The 17901-nt window shown below is 67.9% G+C and carries 16 protein-coding genes; 10 read left to right on the top strand and 6 right to left on the bottom strand.

All coding sequences use genetic code 11. The features are described from left to right. Window positions 1–62 precede the first annotated feature (62 nt). Both AC3B6A_RS22430 and AC3B6A_RS22425 read left to right on the top strand, forming a co-directional pair. A complete protein-coding gene (locus tag AC3B6A_RS22430; RefSeq protein WP_488399310.1) occupies window positions 63–1430 on the top strand; it encodes a DUF1329 domain-containing protein in 1368 nt (455 codons plus the stop codon). A gap of 204 nt (window positions 1431–1634) precedes the next feature. Further along, complete coding sequence (locus AC3B6A_RS22425) at window positions 1635–4361, top strand: winged helix-turn-helix domain-containing protein (RefSeq protein WP_488399309.1); 2727 nt, start codon at window positions 1635–1637, stop codon at window positions 4359–4361. Between the two features lie 22 nt (window positions 4362–4383). Here AC3B6A_RS22425 and AC3B6A_RS22420 read toward each other — a convergent pair whose 3' ends face one another. Beyond that, on the bottom strand, window positions 4384–5256 hold the full coding sequence (locus AC3B6A_RS22420) for a hypothetical protein (protein WP_488399308.1): 873 nt from the start codon (window positions 5254–5256) through the stop codon (window positions 4384–4386). 98 nt (window positions 5257–5354) lie between these two features. Here AC3B6A_RS22420 and AC3B6A_RS22415 point away from each other — a divergent pair, with 98 nt between their 5' ends. Further along, entirely contained in the window at window positions 5355–5999 is a 645-nt protein-coding gene (locus AC3B6A_RS22415) for a TetR/AcrR family transcriptional regulator (protein ID WP_488399307.1), read from the top strand. Between the two features lie 71 nt (window positions 6000–6070). Continuing rightward, window positions 6071–7009, top strand: coding sequence for an alpha/beta fold hydrolase (locus AC3B6A_RS22410; protein ID WP_488399306.1), 939 nt, complete (start codon window positions 6071–6073; stop codon window positions 7007–7009). 317 nt (window positions 7010–7326) lie between these two features. On the opposite strand, the gene AC3B6A_RS22405 is transcribed toward AC3B6A_RS22410, so the two are convergent. Then, window positions 7327–8166 carry a metal-dependent hydrolase gene (locus AC3B6A_RS22405; protein WP_488399305.1) on the bottom strand — a complete coding sequence of 280 codons (840 nt, stop codon included), beginning with the start codon at window positions 8164–8166 and terminating at the stop codon, window positions 7327–7329. Window positions 8167–8287: 121 nt separating this feature from the next. Between AC3B6A_RS22405 and AC3B6A_RS22400 the strand changes: the two genes are divergently transcribed. The 3 genes from AC3B6A_RS22400 (at window position 8288) to AC3B6A_RS22390 (ending at window position 10958) form a co-directional block, all read left to right on the top strand. Continuing rightward, window positions 8288–9307: an AraC family transcriptional regulator gene (locus AC3B6A_RS22400; RefSeq protein ID WP_488399304.1), complete on the top strand. Its 1020-nt coding sequence runs from the start codon at window positions 8288–8290 to the stop codon at window positions 9305–9307. Window positions 9308–9521: 214 nt separating this feature from the next. Continuing rightward, window positions 9522–10163 (top strand): MBL fold metallo-hydrolase, encoded by a 642-nt coding sequence (locus AC3B6A_RS22395; protein ID WP_488399303.1) that lies wholly within the window; start codon window positions 9522–9524, stop codon window positions 10161–10163. An 84-nt stretch (window positions 10164–10247) separates the two neighbouring features. Next, window positions 10248–10958, top strand: a complete 711-nt coding sequence (locus AC3B6A_RS22390) for a YiaD family glycine zipper/OmpA-like lipoprotein (protein ID WP_488399302.1) — start codon at window positions 10248–10250, stop codon at window positions 10956–10958. Window positions 10959–11087: 129 nt separating this feature from the next. Here AC3B6A_RS22390 and yihG read toward each other — a convergent pair whose 3' ends face one another. From yihG to AC3B6A_RS22370, 4 genes are all read right to left on the bottom strand, one after another. After that, window positions 11088–12002, bottom strand: a complete 915-nt coding sequence (gene yihG / locus AC3B6A_RS22385; protein ID WP_488399301.1) for a 1-acylglycerol-3-phosphate O-acyltransferase, YihG family — start codon at window positions 12000–12002, stop codon at window positions 11088–11090. 80 nt (window positions 12003–12082) lie between these two features. Further along, the gene (gene pta / locus AC3B6A_RS22380; RefSeq protein WP_488399300.1) at window positions 12083–14209 is read right to left on the bottom strand and encodes a phosphate acetyltransferase; all 2127 of its coding nucleotides are present in this window, start codon (window positions 14207–14209) and stop codon (window positions 12083–12085) included. Between the two features lie 126 nt (window positions 14210–14335). Further along, window positions 14336–15526: an acetate kinase gene (locus tag AC3B6A_RS22375; protein WP_488399299.1), complete on the bottom strand. Its 1191-nt coding sequence runs from the start codon at window positions 15524–15526 to the stop codon at window positions 14336–14338. A 44-nt stretch (window positions 15527–15570) separates the two neighbouring features. Continuing rightward, complete coding sequence (locus AC3B6A_RS22370) at window positions 15571–15906, bottom strand: DUF3565 domain-containing protein (RefSeq protein WP_488399298.1); 336 nt, start codon at window positions 15904–15906, stop codon at window positions 15571–15573. Between AC3B6A_RS22370 and AC3B6A_RS22365 the strand changes: the two genes are divergently transcribed. The 3 genes from AC3B6A_RS22365 to AC3B6A_RS22355 all read left to right on the top strand — a co-directional run bounded on the left by AC3B6A_RS22365 (window position 15875) and on the right by AC3B6A_RS22355 (window position 17898). Then, window positions 15875–16360, top strand: coding sequence for an FKBP-type peptidyl-prolyl cis-trans isomerase (locus AC3B6A_RS22365; RefSeq protein WP_488399297.1), 486 nt, complete (start codon window positions 15875–15877; stop codon window positions 16358–16360). The genes AC3B6A_RS22370 and AC3B6A_RS22365 overlap by 32 nt on opposite strands. A 198-nt stretch (window positions 16361–16558) precedes the next feature. After that, window positions 16559–17044, top strand: coding sequence for a glutathione peroxidase (locus tag AC3B6A_RS22360; protein WP_488399296.1), 486 nt, complete (start codon window positions 16559–16561; stop codon window positions 17042–17044). A 113-nt stretch (window positions 17045–17157) separates the two neighbouring features. Further along, on the top strand, window positions 17158–17898 hold the full coding sequence (locus AC3B6A_RS22355) for a nitroreductase family protein (protein WP_488399295.1): 741 nt from the start codon (window positions 17158–17160) through the stop codon (window positions 17896–17898). The last annotated feature ends 3 nt before the right edge of the window (window positions 17899–17901 follow it).

Raw genomic sequence — 17901 nt, 5'->3', positions numbered from 1 at the left:
GCGAACCCTCCCGCCAGGGGCGGCCATCGCGGTGGGCAAGACTCAACGAGGACGACAAACGAATGAGAACAACAAAGATCCTGCTGCACACCGGCGCGCTGGCGCTCAGCCTGCTCGCCAGCCAGGTGATGGCGGCCGTCTCCGCCGACGAAGCGGCCAAGCTCGGCACCACCCTGACCCCGGTCGGCGCGGAAAAGGCCGGCAACGCCGATGGCAGCATCCCGGCCTGGACCGGTGGCCTGGCGAAGAACGCCGGCACCGCCGACAGCAAGGGCTTCCTCTCCGATCCGTTCGCCAGCGAGAAACCGCTGTTCACCATCACCGCGCAGAACGCCGAGCAGTACAAGAGCAAGCTGACCCCCGGCCAGCTCGCCATGTTCAAGCGCTACCCCGACACCTACAAGATGCCGGTGTTCCCGTCGCACCGTACCGCCACCCTGCCGGACAGCGTGCTGGCGGCGACCAAGCAGAACGCCACCACCACCAGCCTGGTGCAGGGCGGCAACGGCCTGCAGAACTTCCAGACCGCCAACCCCTTCCCGATCCCGAAGGACGGCCTGGAAGTCATCTGGAACCACATCACCCGCTACCGCGGCGGCGCCGTGCGCCGTCTGGTGACCCAGGCCACCCCGCAGGTGAACGGCTCCTATTCGCTGGTGTACTTCCAGGACGAATTCGTCTTCCGCACCAACCTGAAGGACTACGACGCCAGCAAGCCGAGCAACGTGCTGTTCTACTTCAAGCAGCGCGTCACCGCGCCGGCGCGCCTGGCCGGTAACGTCCTGCTGGTGCACGAGACCCTCGACCAGGTCAAGGAACCGCGCCTGGCCTGGCTCTACAACGCCGGCCAGCGCCGCGTGCGCCGTGCCCCGCAGGTCTCCTACGACGGCCCGGGCACCGCCGCCGACGGCCTGCGCACCTCCGACAACCTGGACATGTACAACGGCGCGCCGGACCGCTACGACTGGAAGCTGGTAGGCAAGCAGGAACTGTACATCCCGTACAACAACTACAAGATGGACGATCCGAAGCTCAAGTACGCCGACATCATCAAGGCCGGCCACCTGAACCAGGACCTGACCCGCTACGAGCTGCACCGCGTGTGGCACGTGACCGCCACCCTGAAGCAGGGCGAGCGCCACATCTATGCCAAGCGTGACTTCTACATCGACGAGGACACCTGGCAGGCCGTGGAGATCGACCACTACGACGGTCGCGGCACCCTCTGGCGCGTGGCCGAGGCCTTCAACCAGTACTACTACAACTACCAGGTACCGTGGTACACCGCCGAAACCCTGTATGACCTGCTGTCCGGCCGCTACCTGGTGCTGGGCCTGAAGAACGAGGAGAAATCCGCCTACGACTTCAACTACAGCGCTTCGGAAAGCGACTTCACCCCCGCGGCGCTGCGCCAGGAAGGCGTTCGCTGATCACGGGTTAACCGCTGTAAGGAAAAACCGGCCCGAGGGCCGGTTTTTTCATGGGCGATCGGACTGATGAGGGAAAAGGCCGAATGTCTCAGGCGCGACTTCTGGTCACCTTGTAGGCGTTGGCAACAAAATCGACTTCAAATACCTCTCGCGAGCGGCTAGGCTCGGTCGACATCAACAAGAGCTAGAGCAAGAGCCAGGCTGATGACCGACTTTTCGCCTCTGCCAAGACTGGCCGAGATCCCCGCCAGCACCGTGGGCAACCGGTTCTTCCGGCCGCCGCTGCCGCATGGCCACGTCTCCCGCTCGCGCTTGTGCGAGCGCATGGCGTCCGGGTTGGAGGGGCGGCTGATCCTGGTGTCTGCGCCGGCGGGGTTCGGCAAGAGTTCGCTGGCCATCGAGTTCTGCCAGACGCTGGACAGCCAGTGGCGCAGCCTGTGGCTGGGGCTGAGCACCAGGGACAGCGATCCGGGCCGCTTCCTCGAACGCCTGCTCGAGGGCCTGCGCCTGCACTTTCCCATGCTCGGCGAAGAGGCGCTGGGCATCCTGAAGATGCGCCAGCGACACCAGCCGTTCGCCTTCGAGGCCTGGCTCGACGACCTGCTCGACGAACTGCTGGACAGCCTGTCCGCCGAGCGGCCGCTGCTGCTGGTGCTCGACGACTACCACCTGGCCCAGGGCGCGGTGCTCGACCGTTGCCTGCAATTCCTCCTCAACCACCAGCCGGCCGGGCTGGTGCTGCTGGTCACCAGCCGCCAGCGCCCGGACTGGCACCTGGCGCGCCTGCGCCTGTCGCGGCAGCTGCTGGAGTTCACCGAACAGGACCTGCGCCTGACCGCCGAGGAAACCGCGCGGCTGGTCTCCGCCAACGGCGCGCAGCTGGACGACAACGCCCTGGACAACCTGGTCGAGCGCAGCGAAGGCTGGATCGCCGGCCTGCGCCTGTGGCTGCTGGCCCACGGCGACGAACTGGCGGCGAAGGTGCCCGACCTGTCGGTGCACGGCGCCGAGGAACTGATCCGCGATTACCTGCTGGAAGAAGTGATCGACCAGCAGTCGCCGGACGTGCAGGTCTTCCTCTACCAGACCGCGCGCTTCGAGCGCTTCTCCGCCGAACTCTGCGACGCCCTGCGCGATGCCCACGACAGCGCGGCGATCCTGCGCCACCTGCAGCAGCACCAGGTGTTCCTGGTGCCGCTGGACGAGCAGGGCCAGTGGTTCCGCTACCACCACCTGTTCTCCGACCTGCTGCTGGCGCGGCCGCTGCCCGGCTCCGGTCCTTCGGCGGCGGCGCTGCACCTGCGCGCCTGCCGCTGGTTCAGCGCCCAGGGACTGTTCGACGAGGCCGTGGAGCAGGCCCTGCGCGCCGGCCACCCGGAGGTGGCGGCGAACCTGGTGCAGAGCCTGTCCGAGGAACAACTGCTGGCCGAGCAGAACGTCGCCACGCTGCTGCGCTGGAAGATGGACCTGCCCGACAGCCTGCTGGCCAGCACACCGCGCCTGATCGTGCTGTACAGCTGGGCGCTGGCGCTGGCCTGCCAGCTGGACGCCGCCGAGGAACTGGCGTTGCAGCTGTCGCGCTTCCTGCCGGCGGCAGATGCCGCCACCCAGCGCGACCTGCTGGCCCAGTGGCAGGCGCTGGGCGGGGTGATCGCCCGTGGCCGCGGCGACATCGAGACCGCCGCGCGGCATTGCGAAGAGGCCCGGCTGGGGTTGGGGCCCGAGCGTTTCGGGCCGCGCCTGCTGTGCCTGTCCACCCTCAGCAACCTGGCCATCGTCCGCGATGACCTGTGGCGCGCCCGCGAACTCAACCGGGAAGCGCTGGAGCTGGCGCAGCGTTTCGGCAACCCGCTGTTCGAGGCCATGGTGCATTACGACCGCGCCCGCGTCCTGCAGGCGCGCGGCGAGGTGCTGCGCGCCGAGGAGGAAGTGCGCCAGGGGCTGGCGCGGCTGTCCGGCCTGTCGGCGCAGCGCCGCTACGCCGTGCGCGGGCGGCTGATGCTCTACCAGGGCTACCTGCGCAGCCTCGCGCTGCAACCGGACGAGGCGCGCAGGTGCCTCAAGGCCGGGATCGAAGAAGCGCGCGCCTGCCGGGATATCAGCCTGGTCATCGGCTTCTGCGTGCTGGCCAGCCTGGAAGGGCGGCTGGGCAACTACACCCGCGCCTTCGCCCACCTGGCCGAGGTCGAGCGGATGATGCACGTCTGGGACGTGCCACCGGTCTACTACCTGTCGGCGATTACCCTGATCAAGTGCGAACTCTGGCTCGGCCAGGGCCAGACCGAACTGGCGGCCGCCTGGCTGGAGCGCCTGCGCGACACCTACACCGGCGCGGAGTCGGCCATGCCGCCGGAGTGCTCGCCGCAACTGCCGCGAAACGTGGAGATGCTCCAGGCGCGGCTGGAACGCTGCGAAGGCCAGCCGGCGGCCGCCGAGTCGCGCCTGCGCGCGGTGGCCAGCGGCGCGCTCGAGGTCGGCGCCCAGTTGCAGGCACGGTTTGCGCAGGGCCAGCTGATCGCCCTGCTGCTGCAGGAAGGGCGCGACTGCGAGGCGGCGCAGGTGCTGGAGGAGTACCTGCCGGCGCTGGCGGTCGGCCTGCTGATACCGTTGCACGAGACGCTGCTGCAGCACCCGGACTGGTTGCGCGAGCAACTCGACGGCCGCGCCCCGAGCGTTGAGCTGGAGGCGCTGCGCGAGCGGCTGCCGGCGCCGCCGGAGCGCTGCGCGCAGGTGGCGGACTGCCTGAGCGGACGCGAGCTGGCGGTGCTCGAACTGATCGCCCAGGGCTGCTCCAACCAGGAGATCAGCGAGCGGCTGTTCATCTCCCTGCACACGGTCAAGAGCCACGCCCGCCACATCAACGACAAGCTCGGCGTGGAGCGCCGCACCCAGGCGGTGGCGCGGGCGAAGGAGATGGGGCTGTTGCGCTAGCGGCCGGAGCCTGGCTGCGGCATCACATCGCCTTCTTCTTCTCCGCCTCCGCCGGCGCGCTCAGGTCCAGCGCCTTCGGCGCCGCCTGCCCCTTGGCCGGCGCGGCCAGCTGGCGCTGCACGTCGTCCTGGATCGCCTGCAGCACCGGCAGCAGGTCGCGCATGTTCTCGCGCACTTCCGCATAGGCATGTTTCTGCGCCAGCTCGTCGACGCGCATCAGCAGCTGCGCGCGCACCTCCAGCGGCAGGTGGACGAACAGCTCGGGCATCTGCCGGGACAGTTCGGCGCTGTAGAGCACCAGGTCCTGGCGGTCGAACTGGGCGGTCAGGCCCAGGTAGTCCAGCGCGCTGCTGGTGAGCATCGCGGCGGCCGCCTTGGCTTCCTGCATGCCTTGCAGGCGCACCGGGTTGCGTTGTTCGTTCTGCGCCAGGGTCATCCAGAACTCCACCGTCAGGTTGAACAGGATGGCCTGCTCGCGCAGCGAATAGCTCATCAGGCCCAGCGCCTCGGCGCCGTAGGGCTGCCGGGCGGCGCGGAAGTCGAAGTACAGGCGCATCAGCTCCTTGAGCTTGAACAGCACCTCGCGCGCCTCGTTCTGCCGCAGCTCCAGCGGCGCGTAGATGTTCAGCTGCGGACGGAAGTTCTCCTCGCTGACCATGCGCTGGTAGATCGGCCCGGTGAACTCGCCGCTGCGCCGGGGCAGGCCGTTGGCCTGGGTTTCGTCGATCTTCTTCAGCGCGTCGATCAGCAGCTGGTAGTCGGCGCTGGTCCAGGGGCGCTGGATGTCGGGGATCTTCTGCCCGAGGTAGTACAGCTCGGCGCTGGAGGCGGGACGGCAGAGAACCAGCAAAAGGATGGCCAGCGGCCAGAGCAGACGGCGTGGTAGGTTCGGCACGAACGGGCTTTCCTTGCGCGGGAGCGGTCGGCCTAGGTTAGCGAGGCCGGGGGGCGGCGTCATCCCGCGCCTTGGTTGGGTGCAACGGGGGAGGGGCGATGGAATCGGCGGCGGTCAATGCGGTCTTCGAGGACCTCGGCGGCTTCGGCGCGGTGGCGCGCCAGAGCGAGGGGCCGCTGGTGGGGCACCTGCAACGGGCCAACATCCAGCTGGCGAGCATTCCGGTATTCGTCGCCAAGGGCCTGGCCGATACCACGGTGAACGACCTGCTGGATGCCGCCAAGGTGTCGCGGCGCACCTTCTACAAATACTTCCAGGGCAAGCTCGACGTGCTCGAAGGCATCTACCGCACGGCGGTGCAACTGCTGCTGATGCGCTTTCGCGAGATGCGCACCGACGCCGGCAGCACCGACGCCTGGCTGCGGGCGATGGTCGAGCGCTTCTTCGACTATCACCTGGCGGTGGGGCCGATCATCCGCCTGATGCACGAGGAGGCGCTGCGCACCGACTCGCCGCTCGCCGCCCACCGCGCCGAGGCGCACCGGGAGCTGCGGGCGCTGCTGGAGGAGCGCTTCCAGGGCGAGGGCGTGCGGCACGCGGCGCTGACCTACCAGGCGCTGATCTGGGCGCTGGAGGCCACCTCGCTGGACCTGCTGGGCAAGGGCGGCGACGCCCCGCTGGACGAGGTCAAGCGGGTGATCGGCGACCTGTTGGTAACGACGCTCTGCTCACGCACTACCTAGGTTAGGCGCGGCGGCAAACCGGCTGTGCTGTGATCGGCATCCGAGAACAACAAGCACGGGAGTCACCGTCCATGTCCGCCACCCTGTCCCTGCAACCGCCACTGGCCGAGGGCCTGGCCCGCTACGGTTTCGGCGCCCTGCCGCTGGAGGCGCTGAAGGAGCGCTACGCCGCGCCGGAAACCGGCTCGCGCTTCATCAGCGTCGACGGTTTCGACATCCACTACCGCGACGAAGGCAGCCACGACAAGCCGGTGCTGGTGATGGTCCACGGGGTGATGGCGTCGCTGCACACCTGGGACGGCTGGGTCGCCGAGCTGGCGGAGCACTTCCGCATCATCCGCCTCGACGTGCCGGGCTTCGGCCTTACCGGCGGCGGCAGCGACCGCGACTACAGCGGCGAGCGCCTGGTGAAGGTGTTCGGCATGTTCCTCGACCGCCTGGACCTCAGGCACGTCTCCATCGCCGGCAACTCCCTGGGCGGCTACATCGCCTGGAACTACGCGCTGGCGCAGCCGCACCGGGTGGAGCGGCTGATCCTCATCGATCCGGCCGGCTACTACATGCGCAAGGTGCCGCTGATGATCGGCAGCGCCGTGCTGCCCGGCGCCGGCATCCTGATGCCGATGTGGATGCCGCGTGCGCTGGTGGCCCAGGGCATCAAGGAAGTCTACGGCGACCCGCGCAGGATCAAGCCGGGGGTGGTCGACCGCTACTACGACATCAGCCGCCGCCCGGGCAACCGCCGGGCGATGATCGATATCTTCCGCGTGTTGGTGAAGGCCAACCGCGAGGAGCTGACCGGCACCCCGAACCGGGTGGCGGAACTCAGGGTGCCGACGATGCTGATGTGGGGCGAGCGCGACCGCTGGATTTCGCCGCGCCACGTGCCGATGTGGCAGCGCGACGTGCCGGGGATCGAGGTGAAGGTCTATGCGGGCGTGGGGCATATCCCGATGGAGGAGATTCCCCAGGAGTCGGCGGCGGATGCGTTGCGTTTCCTGCATGCCTGAAGGCTGATCGCCCCATGAAGAAAGCCCGGCCAAGTGCCGGGCTTTGTCGTTCCGCCAAACCGCTCTTCGTAGGATGGCGTGGAGCGCAGCGATACCCATCGATTCCGGTGCACGGACCGCATGGGTATCGCTGCGCTCCACGCCATCCTACCCGGGCGCTCCCGGTTGTTTCCGGTACGCCTGCCCGGAAAGGATACGGGCGGGGCTTTCGTAGGAGCGGACCTTGTCCGCGAACGGCGGGCATGGCCCGCCCCTCGATGAACGCCAAGAACAACACCGCCCCGACAGTGCGGGGCGGCGTTCAGAACAGCGGCGGATCAGCCCGCATGCGCCAGCGGCTGCGGGTCGTACTCCTTGCGCACCTCATGCAGCAGGTCGAGGTTGTTGTGCTGCCAGGGATGGAAGTCTTCCTTGAAGAAGTCCAGGTACTGGCGCGCCAGCGGGCGGAACACGCCGTGCCTGCCCCAGCTCCACTTCAGGCCGTCGCGCCAGACCCGCCAGTTCCACAGCAGGCCGTCCTTGCGCAGCATGTGGGTGAGGCCGCGGAAGGTGTCGAGGACGAAGAAGAAGGTCGCCATCAGCATCGCCCGGCGCAGCAGCTTGCGGCTGCCGCAGACCTGGTTGTAGACGTCGAAGGCCACCGCCTTGTGCTCGGTCTCCTCCAGCGCGTGCCAGCGCCACAGGCGCTGCATCACCGGGTCGGCGCCGTGCATGGTGCGCGGGTCGGTGAGCAGCCCGTTGGCCATGATCGCGGTGATGTGCTCCAGCGCGGCGGTGGCGGCCAGCTGGCGCTTGGCGGGGAATTTCTTCTGGGTGTAGCGGATGCGCGCCTGGGCCATTTTCTCGATGCGCGTGATGTCGTAGCCCTGGTCGCGCAGGCGCTGGCTGTACACCAGGTGCTCGCGGCTGTGGTGGCCCTCCTGGCCGATGAAGCCGCGGATCTGCTCCTTGAGCAGCGGGTCGCTGATGTCCTCGCGGAAGTGCCGCACCGAGTCGATGAAGAAGCGCTCGCCGTCGGGGAACAGCACCGACATGGCGTCGAACAGGTGGGACTTGAAGGCGTCCCCGCCATGCCAGTGACGCGGCAGCGGATCAGGCAGATCGAAGTCCATGTGCCGGGGCTTGATTTCCAGTCCTGCGGGGGTGGTACTGGCCATGGCGGCTCCATTTTTGTGGTTATCCATGGTCGGTACTGTGGTCTTGTGGGAAAAGCCCTACAAGGTTATTGTCTGCCAACTTTCCGGTCATATCCGGCCAGCGGTCGACACAACAAGAACGATGAAACAACCGCTCAACTTCACCGCCGAACTGGTGCCCGTCGCCTATGCGCAGGCGCTGCTCGATCTCGCCGAGGAGCTCGGCGTGCCCCGCGCGCGCCTGCTCGAACTGGCCCGCGTGCGCCCCGAGGTGCTGCAGAGCCCCAACGCCCGCCTGTCCTTCATCGACTTCAACCTGCTCGCCGGCACCGCGCTGGCGCATTGCGGCGAGCCGGCCTTCGGCCTGCTGCTGGGGCAGCGGCTGAACGTCTCCACCCACGGCATCCTCGGCTACGCGGTGCTCTCCAGCGCCAACCTCGAACGCGCCATCGGCTTCGCCCTGAAGTACTACCGCGTGCTCGGCCTGGCCTATGACCTGGAAATGGTGGAGGACGACGGCGTCTCCTACCTGCGCGCCAGCGAGTCGATCCCGCTCGGGCCGATGGGGCGGTTCGCCGCCGAGGGCCTGATGACCAGCCTGTACACCATCGCCCGCTTCCTCGTCGGCGAACCGCTGCACGGCGTCAGCGTCGGCTTCGGCCATCCCGCGCCGGCCTACGCCGCGCGTTACGCCGAGGTGTTCGGTTGCGAGGTGCTGTTCGACCAGCCGTTCCACTTCATCGGCCTGCCCAGCGAATACCTGGCGCGGCCCATGGCGCTGGCCAACCCGGCCACGGTGCAGATGTGCGAGCAGCAGTGCGAGGCGCTGCTGGCCACCCTGGACGTGCAGGAAGGCCTGCTGACCCGCATCCGCCGCCTGCTGCTGGCGCGCCCCGGCGAATTCCCCGACCTGGAGACGGTGGCCGGCGAACTGCACACCAGCGGCCGCAGCCTGCGTCGACATCTCTCGAACCTGGGCACCACCTACCAGGAAGTGCTCGACGACGTGCGCAAGCGCCTGGCGCTGCAATACCTCAGCACCACGCACCTGCCGCTCTACGAGATCGCGCTGCTGCTGGGCTTCAACGACCCGTCGAACTTCCGCCGGGCGTTCAGGAAGTGGACCGGCAAGCAGCCCGCCGACTACCGCCGCGACCTCTGAGAGCCTGTCTACGATCTGCTGCGCGTCGGCATAACTGCGTTAAAAACAGGCTCGGAATGCTCATTTACAGCTCGTAAACTCCGCGTCCTCGCCTGTTTTTGCCTTGTTCTGCTCTAGCTCGCGAGATCGTAAACGGGCTCTGATTACCGGCTCGCCAGGGCCGGGCGGAATCGGCGAAAATACCGCCCCGCCCAATCCATCGAGTGAGCCCCTGATGAGCGAGCAGCCCGCGCTGATCCGCGAAACCTTCCCCGTCGGCCCGTTGCAGTGCAACTGCACCATCATCGGCGACCCGCTGACCAAGAAGGCCATCGTCGTCGATCCGGGCGGCGACCACGAACTGATCCTGCAGCGCCTCGACGCGCTGGGGCTGAAGGTGGTCAGCATCATCCACACCCACGCGCACCTCGATCACTTCCTCGCCTCCGGGCAGATGAAGGAGAAGACCGGCGCCACCCTGCACCTGCACAAGGACGACCAGTTCCTCTGGGACAACCTGGAAATGCAGTGCCGCATGTTCGGCGTGCCCTACACCCCGGTGCCGTCCCCGGACCGGTGGCTGGCGGACGACGAGGAGCTCGCCTGCGGTTGCGGCGTGGCCCTGCACACGCCGGGGCATACGCCGGGCTCGATGAGCTTCTGGTTCCCCAGGGACCGGCTGCTGATCGCCGGCGACACGCTGTTCCGCCGCAGCATTGGCCGCACCGACCTGTGGGGCGGCGACTACGACACGATCGTCCGTTCCATCCGCGAGCGCCTGTACGCGCTGGACGAGGAGGCGACCGTCATCACCGGGCACGGCCCGGACACGCGCCTGGGCGACGAGATGCGGGAAAATCCCTTCATCCGCGCTTAAGGTGGCAACGGAATCATTTGCACCACCTACGCTCTAACCTGCCGCCCGATAATGGGTGTTTCGCCATTCGAGGAGTCCTCCTTCATGTTCACTGCACGTAGTCTGTCCATGGTTGCGGCCGTCACCGCCTTCGCCCTCATGGCCGGTTGCGCTTCCCAGAACCCCTATGATCCGAACACCCAGGCCCCGGCCGAGGGTGGCATGAGCAAGACCGCCAAGTACGGCGCGCTGGGTGCCCTGGCCGGCGCCGTCGCCGGTGCCGCGATCAACCACGACAACCGTGGCAAGGGCGCGCTGATCGGCGCCGCCGCCATCGGTGCCGCCGCCGCCGGCTACGGCTACTACGCCGACAAGCAGGAAGCCAAGCTGCGCCAGCAGATGCAGGGCACCGGCGTGCAGGTCGAGCGCCAGGGCGACGACATCAAGCTGATCATGCCGGGCAACATCACCTTCGCCACCGATTCGGCGAACATCGCGCCGTCCTTCTACGCCCCGCTGAACAACCTGGCGGGCTCCTTCAAGGAGTTCAACCAGAACAGCATCGAGATCGTCGGCTACACCGACAGCACCGGCAGCCGCCAGCACAACATGGACCTGTCCCAGCGCCGCGCGCAGTCGGTGGCGACCTACCTGACCTCCCAGGGCGTCGACGCTTCCCGCGTGAGCACCCGCGGCATGGGCCCGGACCAGCCGATCGCGTCCAACGCCGACGCCAACGGCCGCGCGCAGAACCGCCGCGTCGAGGTGAACCTGAAGGCCCTGCCGGGCGCCCAGGGCACCGCGCCGCAGCAGTAAGCCGCGCCAATGAAAAAGCCCGCCGATCGGCGGGCTTTTTTTTTGCTCTTCGTAGGAGCGAGCTTGCTCGCGAAGCGGAACCGGCAGGTGTCAGGCGGTTCGCGAGCAAGCTCGCTCCTACAGGAAACGTCAGGCCTTGGCGCTGGCCGGAAATTCGCGGTGCAACTGGGCCAGCATCTGGTCCTTGCGCTCCCACAGCTGGTTCACCCACTGCTGGAACTCGGCGCGGTAGCCCTCGTCCTGGTCGTAGCTCTTGCCGACGAACTGGCGCGGAATCTCCAGCTCCTCGAAGCGCACCACCACCTCGCGCAGCTTGCCGGACAGCAGGCACCAGAAGGTCGGGCGGCCGTCGGGGTAGTGGATGGTGACGTTCACCAGGGTGCGCAGCTGCTCGCCCATGGCGTCGAGGACGAAGGCGATGCCGCCGGCCTTGGGCTTGAGCAGGTGCTGGAAGGGCGACTGCTGTTCGTCATGCTTGGCCGGGGTGAAGCGGGTGCCTTCGAGGAAGTTGAAGATCGCCACCGGGATGCGGCTGAACTTGGCGCAGGCCTTGCGGGTGGTCTCCAGGTCCTTGCCCTTCTTCTCCGGGTACTTGGCCAGGTAGGCCTTGGAATAGCGCTTCATGAAGGGGAAATCGAGCGCCCACCAGCACAGGCCGATCACCGGAACCCAGATCAGCTCCTGCTTGAGGAAGAAGCGCAGCAGCGGCACGCGGCGGTTGAGCTGGTACTGCAGGACGAGGATGTCGACCCAGCTCTGGTGGTTGCTGGTGACCAGGTAGGAGTGGTCGTACTCCAGGCCCTGCAGGCCCTGGACATTCCAGCCGGTGTCGCGGACCAGGTTCATCCAGCCCTTGTTGCAGGCGATCCAGCCTTCGGCGATCAGGCTCATGATCTTGCTGCACACCTGCTGCGCGCCGGCGAAGGGCAGCAGCAGCTTGACGATCGACATGCCCAGCAGGGGAAGGCACCAGCACAGCGTGCTCGTCACCAGGATCAGGGTGGCGAGGATGCCGCGCAGGGTGTGCGGGAGGAAACTCAACATCGGGGAATGGTCCTTGTACGTGGGCGCCCGGCGAACCGGGCGCGTGATGCGTTCGTGGGCACATCCCTGGTGCCTGACAGTCAGCCGTCCTTGCCGCTGTCCGCCTGGATCGCCGTCAGCGCGATGGTGTAGACGATGTCGTCCACCAGCGCGCCGCGCGACAGGTCGTTCACCGGTTTGCGCAGGCCCTGCAGCATCGGTCCGATGCTGATGCAGTCGGCGCTGCGCTGGACCGCCTTGTAGGTGGTGTTCCCGGTGTTCAGGTCGGGGAACACGAACACGTTGGCGCGCCCGGCCACCGGGCTGTCGGGGGCCTTCTGGCGGCCGACGCTGGCGATGGCGGCGGCATCATACTGCAAGGGGCCGTCAATCAACAGATCGGGGCGTTTTTCCCGCGCGATGCGCGTGGCTTCCCGCACTTTCTCGACATCTGCGCCGGTTCCGGAGTCGCCGGTGGAGTAGCTGATCATCGCCACCCGCGGGGTGATGCCGAAGGCCTGCGCGGAGTCGGCACTCTGCACGGCGATCTCCGCCAGGTCACTGGCCGAAGGATCGGGATTCACCGCGCAGTCGCCATACACCACCACCTGGTCGGGCAGCAGCATGAAGAACACCGAGGACACCAGGTTGTAGCCGGGCGCCGTCTTGATCAGCTGCAGCGCCGGGCGGATGGTGTTGGCGGTGGTGTGGATGGCGCCGGAAACCAGGCCGTCCACCTCGTTCAGGGCGAGCATCATGGTGCCCAGCACCACGTTGTCCTCCAGCTGCTGCTCGGCCATCGGCGCGTTCAGGCTCTTGCCCTTGCGCAGCTCGACCATGGGCTCGACGTAGCGGCTGCGCACCAGGTCCGGGTCGACGATCTCCAGGTCCGCCGGCAGCACGATGCCGAGCATCTGCGCCACCGCCTGCACGTCGTCGGGCTTGGCCAGCAGCACGCAGCGGGCGATGCCGCGGGCGTGGCAGATGGCGGCGGCCTGCACGGTGCGCGGCTCGCTGCCCTCGGGCAGGACGATGCGCTTGCCCGCGCGGTTGGCGCGCTGGGTCAGCTGGTAGCGGAACACCGGCGGCGACAGGCGCAGCTCGTGGGGCGCGCCGCAGCGCTCCTTCAGCCATTCGAAGTCGATGTGCCCGGCGACGTACTCGGTGACGCGCTCGGCGCGCTCGCGGTCGTCCACCGGGATTTCCTTGTTCATCCGGCTGAGGTCGCCGGCGGTGTCGAAGGAGCCGGTCTTCACCGTCAGCACCGGCAGGCCGCCCTGCAGCGCGCTGCGGCACAGTTCCATGATCCGCGCGTCCGGGGTCAGCCCGGAGCACAGCAGCAGGCCGGCCAGCGGCACGCCGTTCATGGCGGCGAGGCAGGCGGCGAGGATGATGTCGTCGCGGTCGCCCGGCACCACCACCAGCACGCCGGGCTTGAGCAGGTGCACGGTGTTCGGCGCCGAGGGCGCGCAGAGGATGATCTTCTGCACGCGGCGCTGTTCGTAGTCGCCGGCGTTGAGCACGCCGGCGTTCAGCAGGTCGGCCACGTCGCGGGTGCGCGGGGCGTTCAGTTCGTCCTGCCAGGGGATGCAGCCGAGCAGGCGCACGTCGCCCTCGCGCAGCAGCGGGGAATGCTCCTTCAGGCGCTCGCCGAACAGCCGCGCGGCGGCCTCGGCGTCACGCGGCAGGTCGTCGCTGCCGTGGTCGCGCACCTTGTTGACGATCAGGCCGAGCAGCTGCGGGTCGCGCGGGCCGCCGAACAGCTGGGCGAGGATCTCGATGCGGTCGGACAGCTCGTGCACCGTCTCGTTGTCCGGCGCCGACACCAGGATCACCTCGGCATCCACGCTGCGCGCGAGGTGCCCGTTGATGCGCGCGGCATAGCTGGCGTGCTTGGTCGGCACCATGCCTTCGACGATCATCACGTCCTTGCCCTGCGCCGCCTGGTTGTACGTCCCGACGATGTCTTCGAGCAGTTCGTCGAGCAGGCCGTCGCCGAGCATCCGCTCGACCTTGGCCAGCGACAGCGGGGTCGGGGCGTCGAGGCCGTGGGTGCGGGCGACCAGTTCGCTGGAGCGCTCCAGCCCCTCGTCGCCCGCGTGGGGCTGGGCAATGGGCTTGAAGAAACCGACCTTCAGGCCGGCGCGCTGCAGGGCGCGGATCAGCCCCAGGCTGGTGGACGTGAGGCCGACGCCGAAACCGGTCGGGGCGAGGAAGAAGGTATGCATCCGGGCTCCTTAAGCCGTGCGGGAATGAGTTCTGCCCTTGTGGGGCGAACCTTGGAACATGCCCGATGTCGGCCTGCACTCACCCATGCGGCGTTCGGCGAGACCTTGAACATGTCCCCTGAATATTCAGTCGAGGACGGCCAGGGTGTCGAGTGCGATCTGCCGTTCCTCGTTGGTCGGGATCACCAGCACCCGGGGATGCCCGGGCAGGTGGATCGGCCCGCCGATGCCGCCCACGCAGTGGGCGTTGGCTTCGCCGTCGAGTTCCAGGTTGAGCACGTGCAGGTGCTTCACCGTGAGGTTGCGCACCAGCGGCGAGTTCTCGCCGATGCCGCCGGTGAAGATGATGCCGTCCATCCGCGGCAGCGCGCAGGTCAGCGAGGCGAGGGACTTGGCCAGCCGGTAGCAGAACACCTCGATGGCCAGCGCCGCGCCGGCGTGGCCCTGTTCGCGGGCGTGCTCCAGGGTGCGCATGTCGTTGGACAGCCCCGACAGGCCGAGCAGGCCGCTGTCGTGGTTGAGCATGTGGTCGATCTTTTCCAGGCTCCAGCCCAGGGTGCGCTGCAGGTGGCTGTGCAGGTTCGGATCGACGTCGCCGCTGCGGGTGCCCATCATCAGGCCCTCCAGCGGGGTCAGGCCCATGCTGGTGTCGCGGCTCTGGCCGTTGGCGATGGCGCAGGTGGAGCTGCCGTTGCCCAGGTGCGCCGACAGCCAGTTGCTGTCGCCCACCGCCAGCCCGCTCATCTCGGCTGCCATGTGGCTGACATAGCGGTGGCTGGTGCCGTGGAAGCCGTAGCGGCGCACGTGCTGCTCGCGGTACAGCGGCTCGGGGATGGCGTAGCGGTAGGCGCGCTCGGGCAGGCTCTGGTGGAAGGCGGTGTCGAACACGGCGATGTGCGGCAGGTCCGGGTAGAGCGCCATGGCGGCGTCGATGCCGAGCAGGTTGGCCGGGTTGTGCAGCGGCGCCAGCGGCGAGGTCTCGCGGATCGCGCCGAGCACTTCGTCATCCAGCAGCGAGGCCTGGGTGAAGCGTTCGCCGCCGTGCACCACGCGGTGGCCGATGGCGTGCAGCTCGCCCTGGGCGGCCTGGGCCACCAGCGGCAGCAGGCGGGCGAGGGCGGCCTTGTGGTCGCCGCCGGGCAGCTCCAGGGTCTGCGGCTGCGCATCGCCCTCGCCCTGCCAGCGCAGGCTGGCGCCGGCGCTGCCCATGCGGTCGGCCAGGCCGTGGAGGATGAAATCGTCGCGCCCCTCGCGGACCAGGGCGAACTTGATCGAAGAACTGCCGCAGTTGATCACCAGGATGTTGCGTGCCGGCATGCTTGCTCCTTGTCGCTTGTCGGATTCCGTCGAACCGCTCGGCGCTATCCCGCGGGATCGTCGCCCCGGTTCCCGGCGCACCAGCCGCAGGGGAACGGGCGGCCGATCTGCGCCTTGCGCTGCTGTTCGTCGAGCACCCAGGGCCTCGATTGCCACGGCGGCTGGTGGCGCAGGTGCTGGGTATGGCCGCAGGACAAGACTGCCACCCAGTGGCCGTTTTCATCCTGATGAAAGTCAAGCAGGCGCGGGCCGTCCGCGCGGCCCCGTCCGTCCGTCTTCGGGTCGCATTCGGGGGCGGCGCAGCGTAAACTCGCGCGTTCAACTTCTATATCAGAAAGGTTTCGTACCATGCAGATCGCGGCCAACAAGGCGGTTTCCATCGACTATACCCTGACCAACGACGCGGGTGAGGTCATCGACAGCTCCGCCGGCGGCGCTCCGCTGGTCTACCTGCACGGTGCCCACAACATCATCGCCGGCCTGGAGAAGGCCCTGGAAGGCAAGCAGGTCGGCGACGAGCTGGACGTCACCGTCGAGCCGGCCGATGCCTACGGCGAATACAGCGCCGAACTGGTCGCCACCCTGACCCGCGAAATGTTCGAAGGCGTGGACGAGCTGGAAGTCGGCATGCAGTTCCACGCTTCGGCTCCGGACGGCGGCATGCAGATCGTCACCATCCGCGACATCGATGGCGACGACGTCACCGTCGACGGCAACCACCCGCTGGCCGGCCAGCGCCTGAACTTCAAGGTCAAGGTGGTCGACGTGCGCGAGGCTTCCGCCGAGGAAGTCGCCCACGGCCACATCCACGGCGAAGGTGGTCATCACCACTGATCGCGTTCACCGGTCGGACAGCGACCGGTGAAGCCATCATTGAGCTGCTAAGCTCAATCTTGAAAGGCGCCTTCGGGCGCCTTTCTCATGCAACGAAGCCAGGACGATTTTCCCGTACCGACTGGGATTGCGCAGAGCGACGGACGCGCTGTCCGCCCTGCGCGGGCACGCTGTGCCTACCTCTCCAAGGAGCAAGCAATGAGCGCTTTTCACGATCTGACGCTGCAAGGCCTCGACGGCCAGGATCTGCCGCTGGCCCCACTCAAGGGCAAGGTAGTGCTGGTGGTCAACGTCGCCTCGAAATGCGGCCTGACCCCGCAGTACGCCGGTCTGGAGAAGCTCTACCAGCAATACAAGGATCAGGGTTTCGTGGTGCTCGGCCTGCCGTGCAACCAGTTCGCCGGGCAGGAGCCGGGCAGCGAAGCCGAGATCCAGTCGTTCTGTTCGCTGAACTACGGAGTCAGTTTCCCGATGTCCTCCAAGTTGGACGTCAACGGTTCGGAACGCCATCCGCTGTACCGCCTGCTGGCGGGCGAGGGCGCCGAGTTTCCCGGCGACATCACCTGGAATTTCGAAAAGTTCCTGCTCGGCCCGGACGGCCGCGTGCTGGCACGCTTCAGTCCGCGCACCGCGCCGGATGATCCCGCATTCGTGCACGCCATCGAGAAGGCGCTGGGCGCCTGATCCTCTCCGGCGGGAGAGGGCGCTTGCGCCAATCCCGCCGGCATTTCCCCCTCCCGGCTTGTTCCGTGCCTGGCGCGGCGGCTTAATCGGGCGACCTGATCCCGGAGCCCGCCATGAGCCGTTTCGCCGCCGAATCGTCCAGCCTGCCCGCCACCCCGGACGCCCTGCGCGCGCTGATCGAACAACGCCGCGCGGTGCGCCGCTTCCTCGCTGAACCGGTGCCGGACGCCGTGCTGCGCGACTGCCTGGAACTGGCGGTGCTCGCGCCCAATGCCTGCAACCTGCAGCCGTGGAGCTTCCAGGTGATCCGCGATGCCGAACTGCGGCGGCAACTGCTGCCGGTGTGCCTGGGGCAGAACGCGGCGCGCACCGCGCCGGTATTGATCGCCGTGCTGGCGCGCCCGGACACCTGGCGCGAGTCCTGCGCGGCGATCCTCGACCAATGGCCCGAGCCGCAGGTACCGGAAAAAATCCGGCACTTCTACCGCAGCACCGCGCCCTTCCAGTATGACCAGGGCGCGTTCGGCCTGCGCGGGCTGTTCAAGCGCGCGCTCTACGCGCTGGTCGGCCTGCGCCGCGCGCTGATGCGCCAGCCCAACAGCCACGCGCAGATGCGCCTGTGGGCGGCGAAGTCCACCGCGCTGGCGGCGCAGAACCTGATGCTCGCCCTGCAGAGCCACGGCTACGCGACCTGCCCCATGGAGGGTTTCGACGAAGTGCGGCTGCGCAAGGTGCTCGATATTCCCCGCCGCGCCGTGCCGATCATGCTGCTGGCGGTGGGCCGCGCCGCCGACAACGGCGTCTACAACCCGCGCCTGCGCTTCCCGCTGGAGCAGCGCGTCAGCTGGCACTGAGCG

It is taken from the genome of Pseudomonas sp. B12(2026) (assembly GCF_057767015.1).
This window is presented reverse-complemented; position numbering and strand designations above follow the sequence as displayed.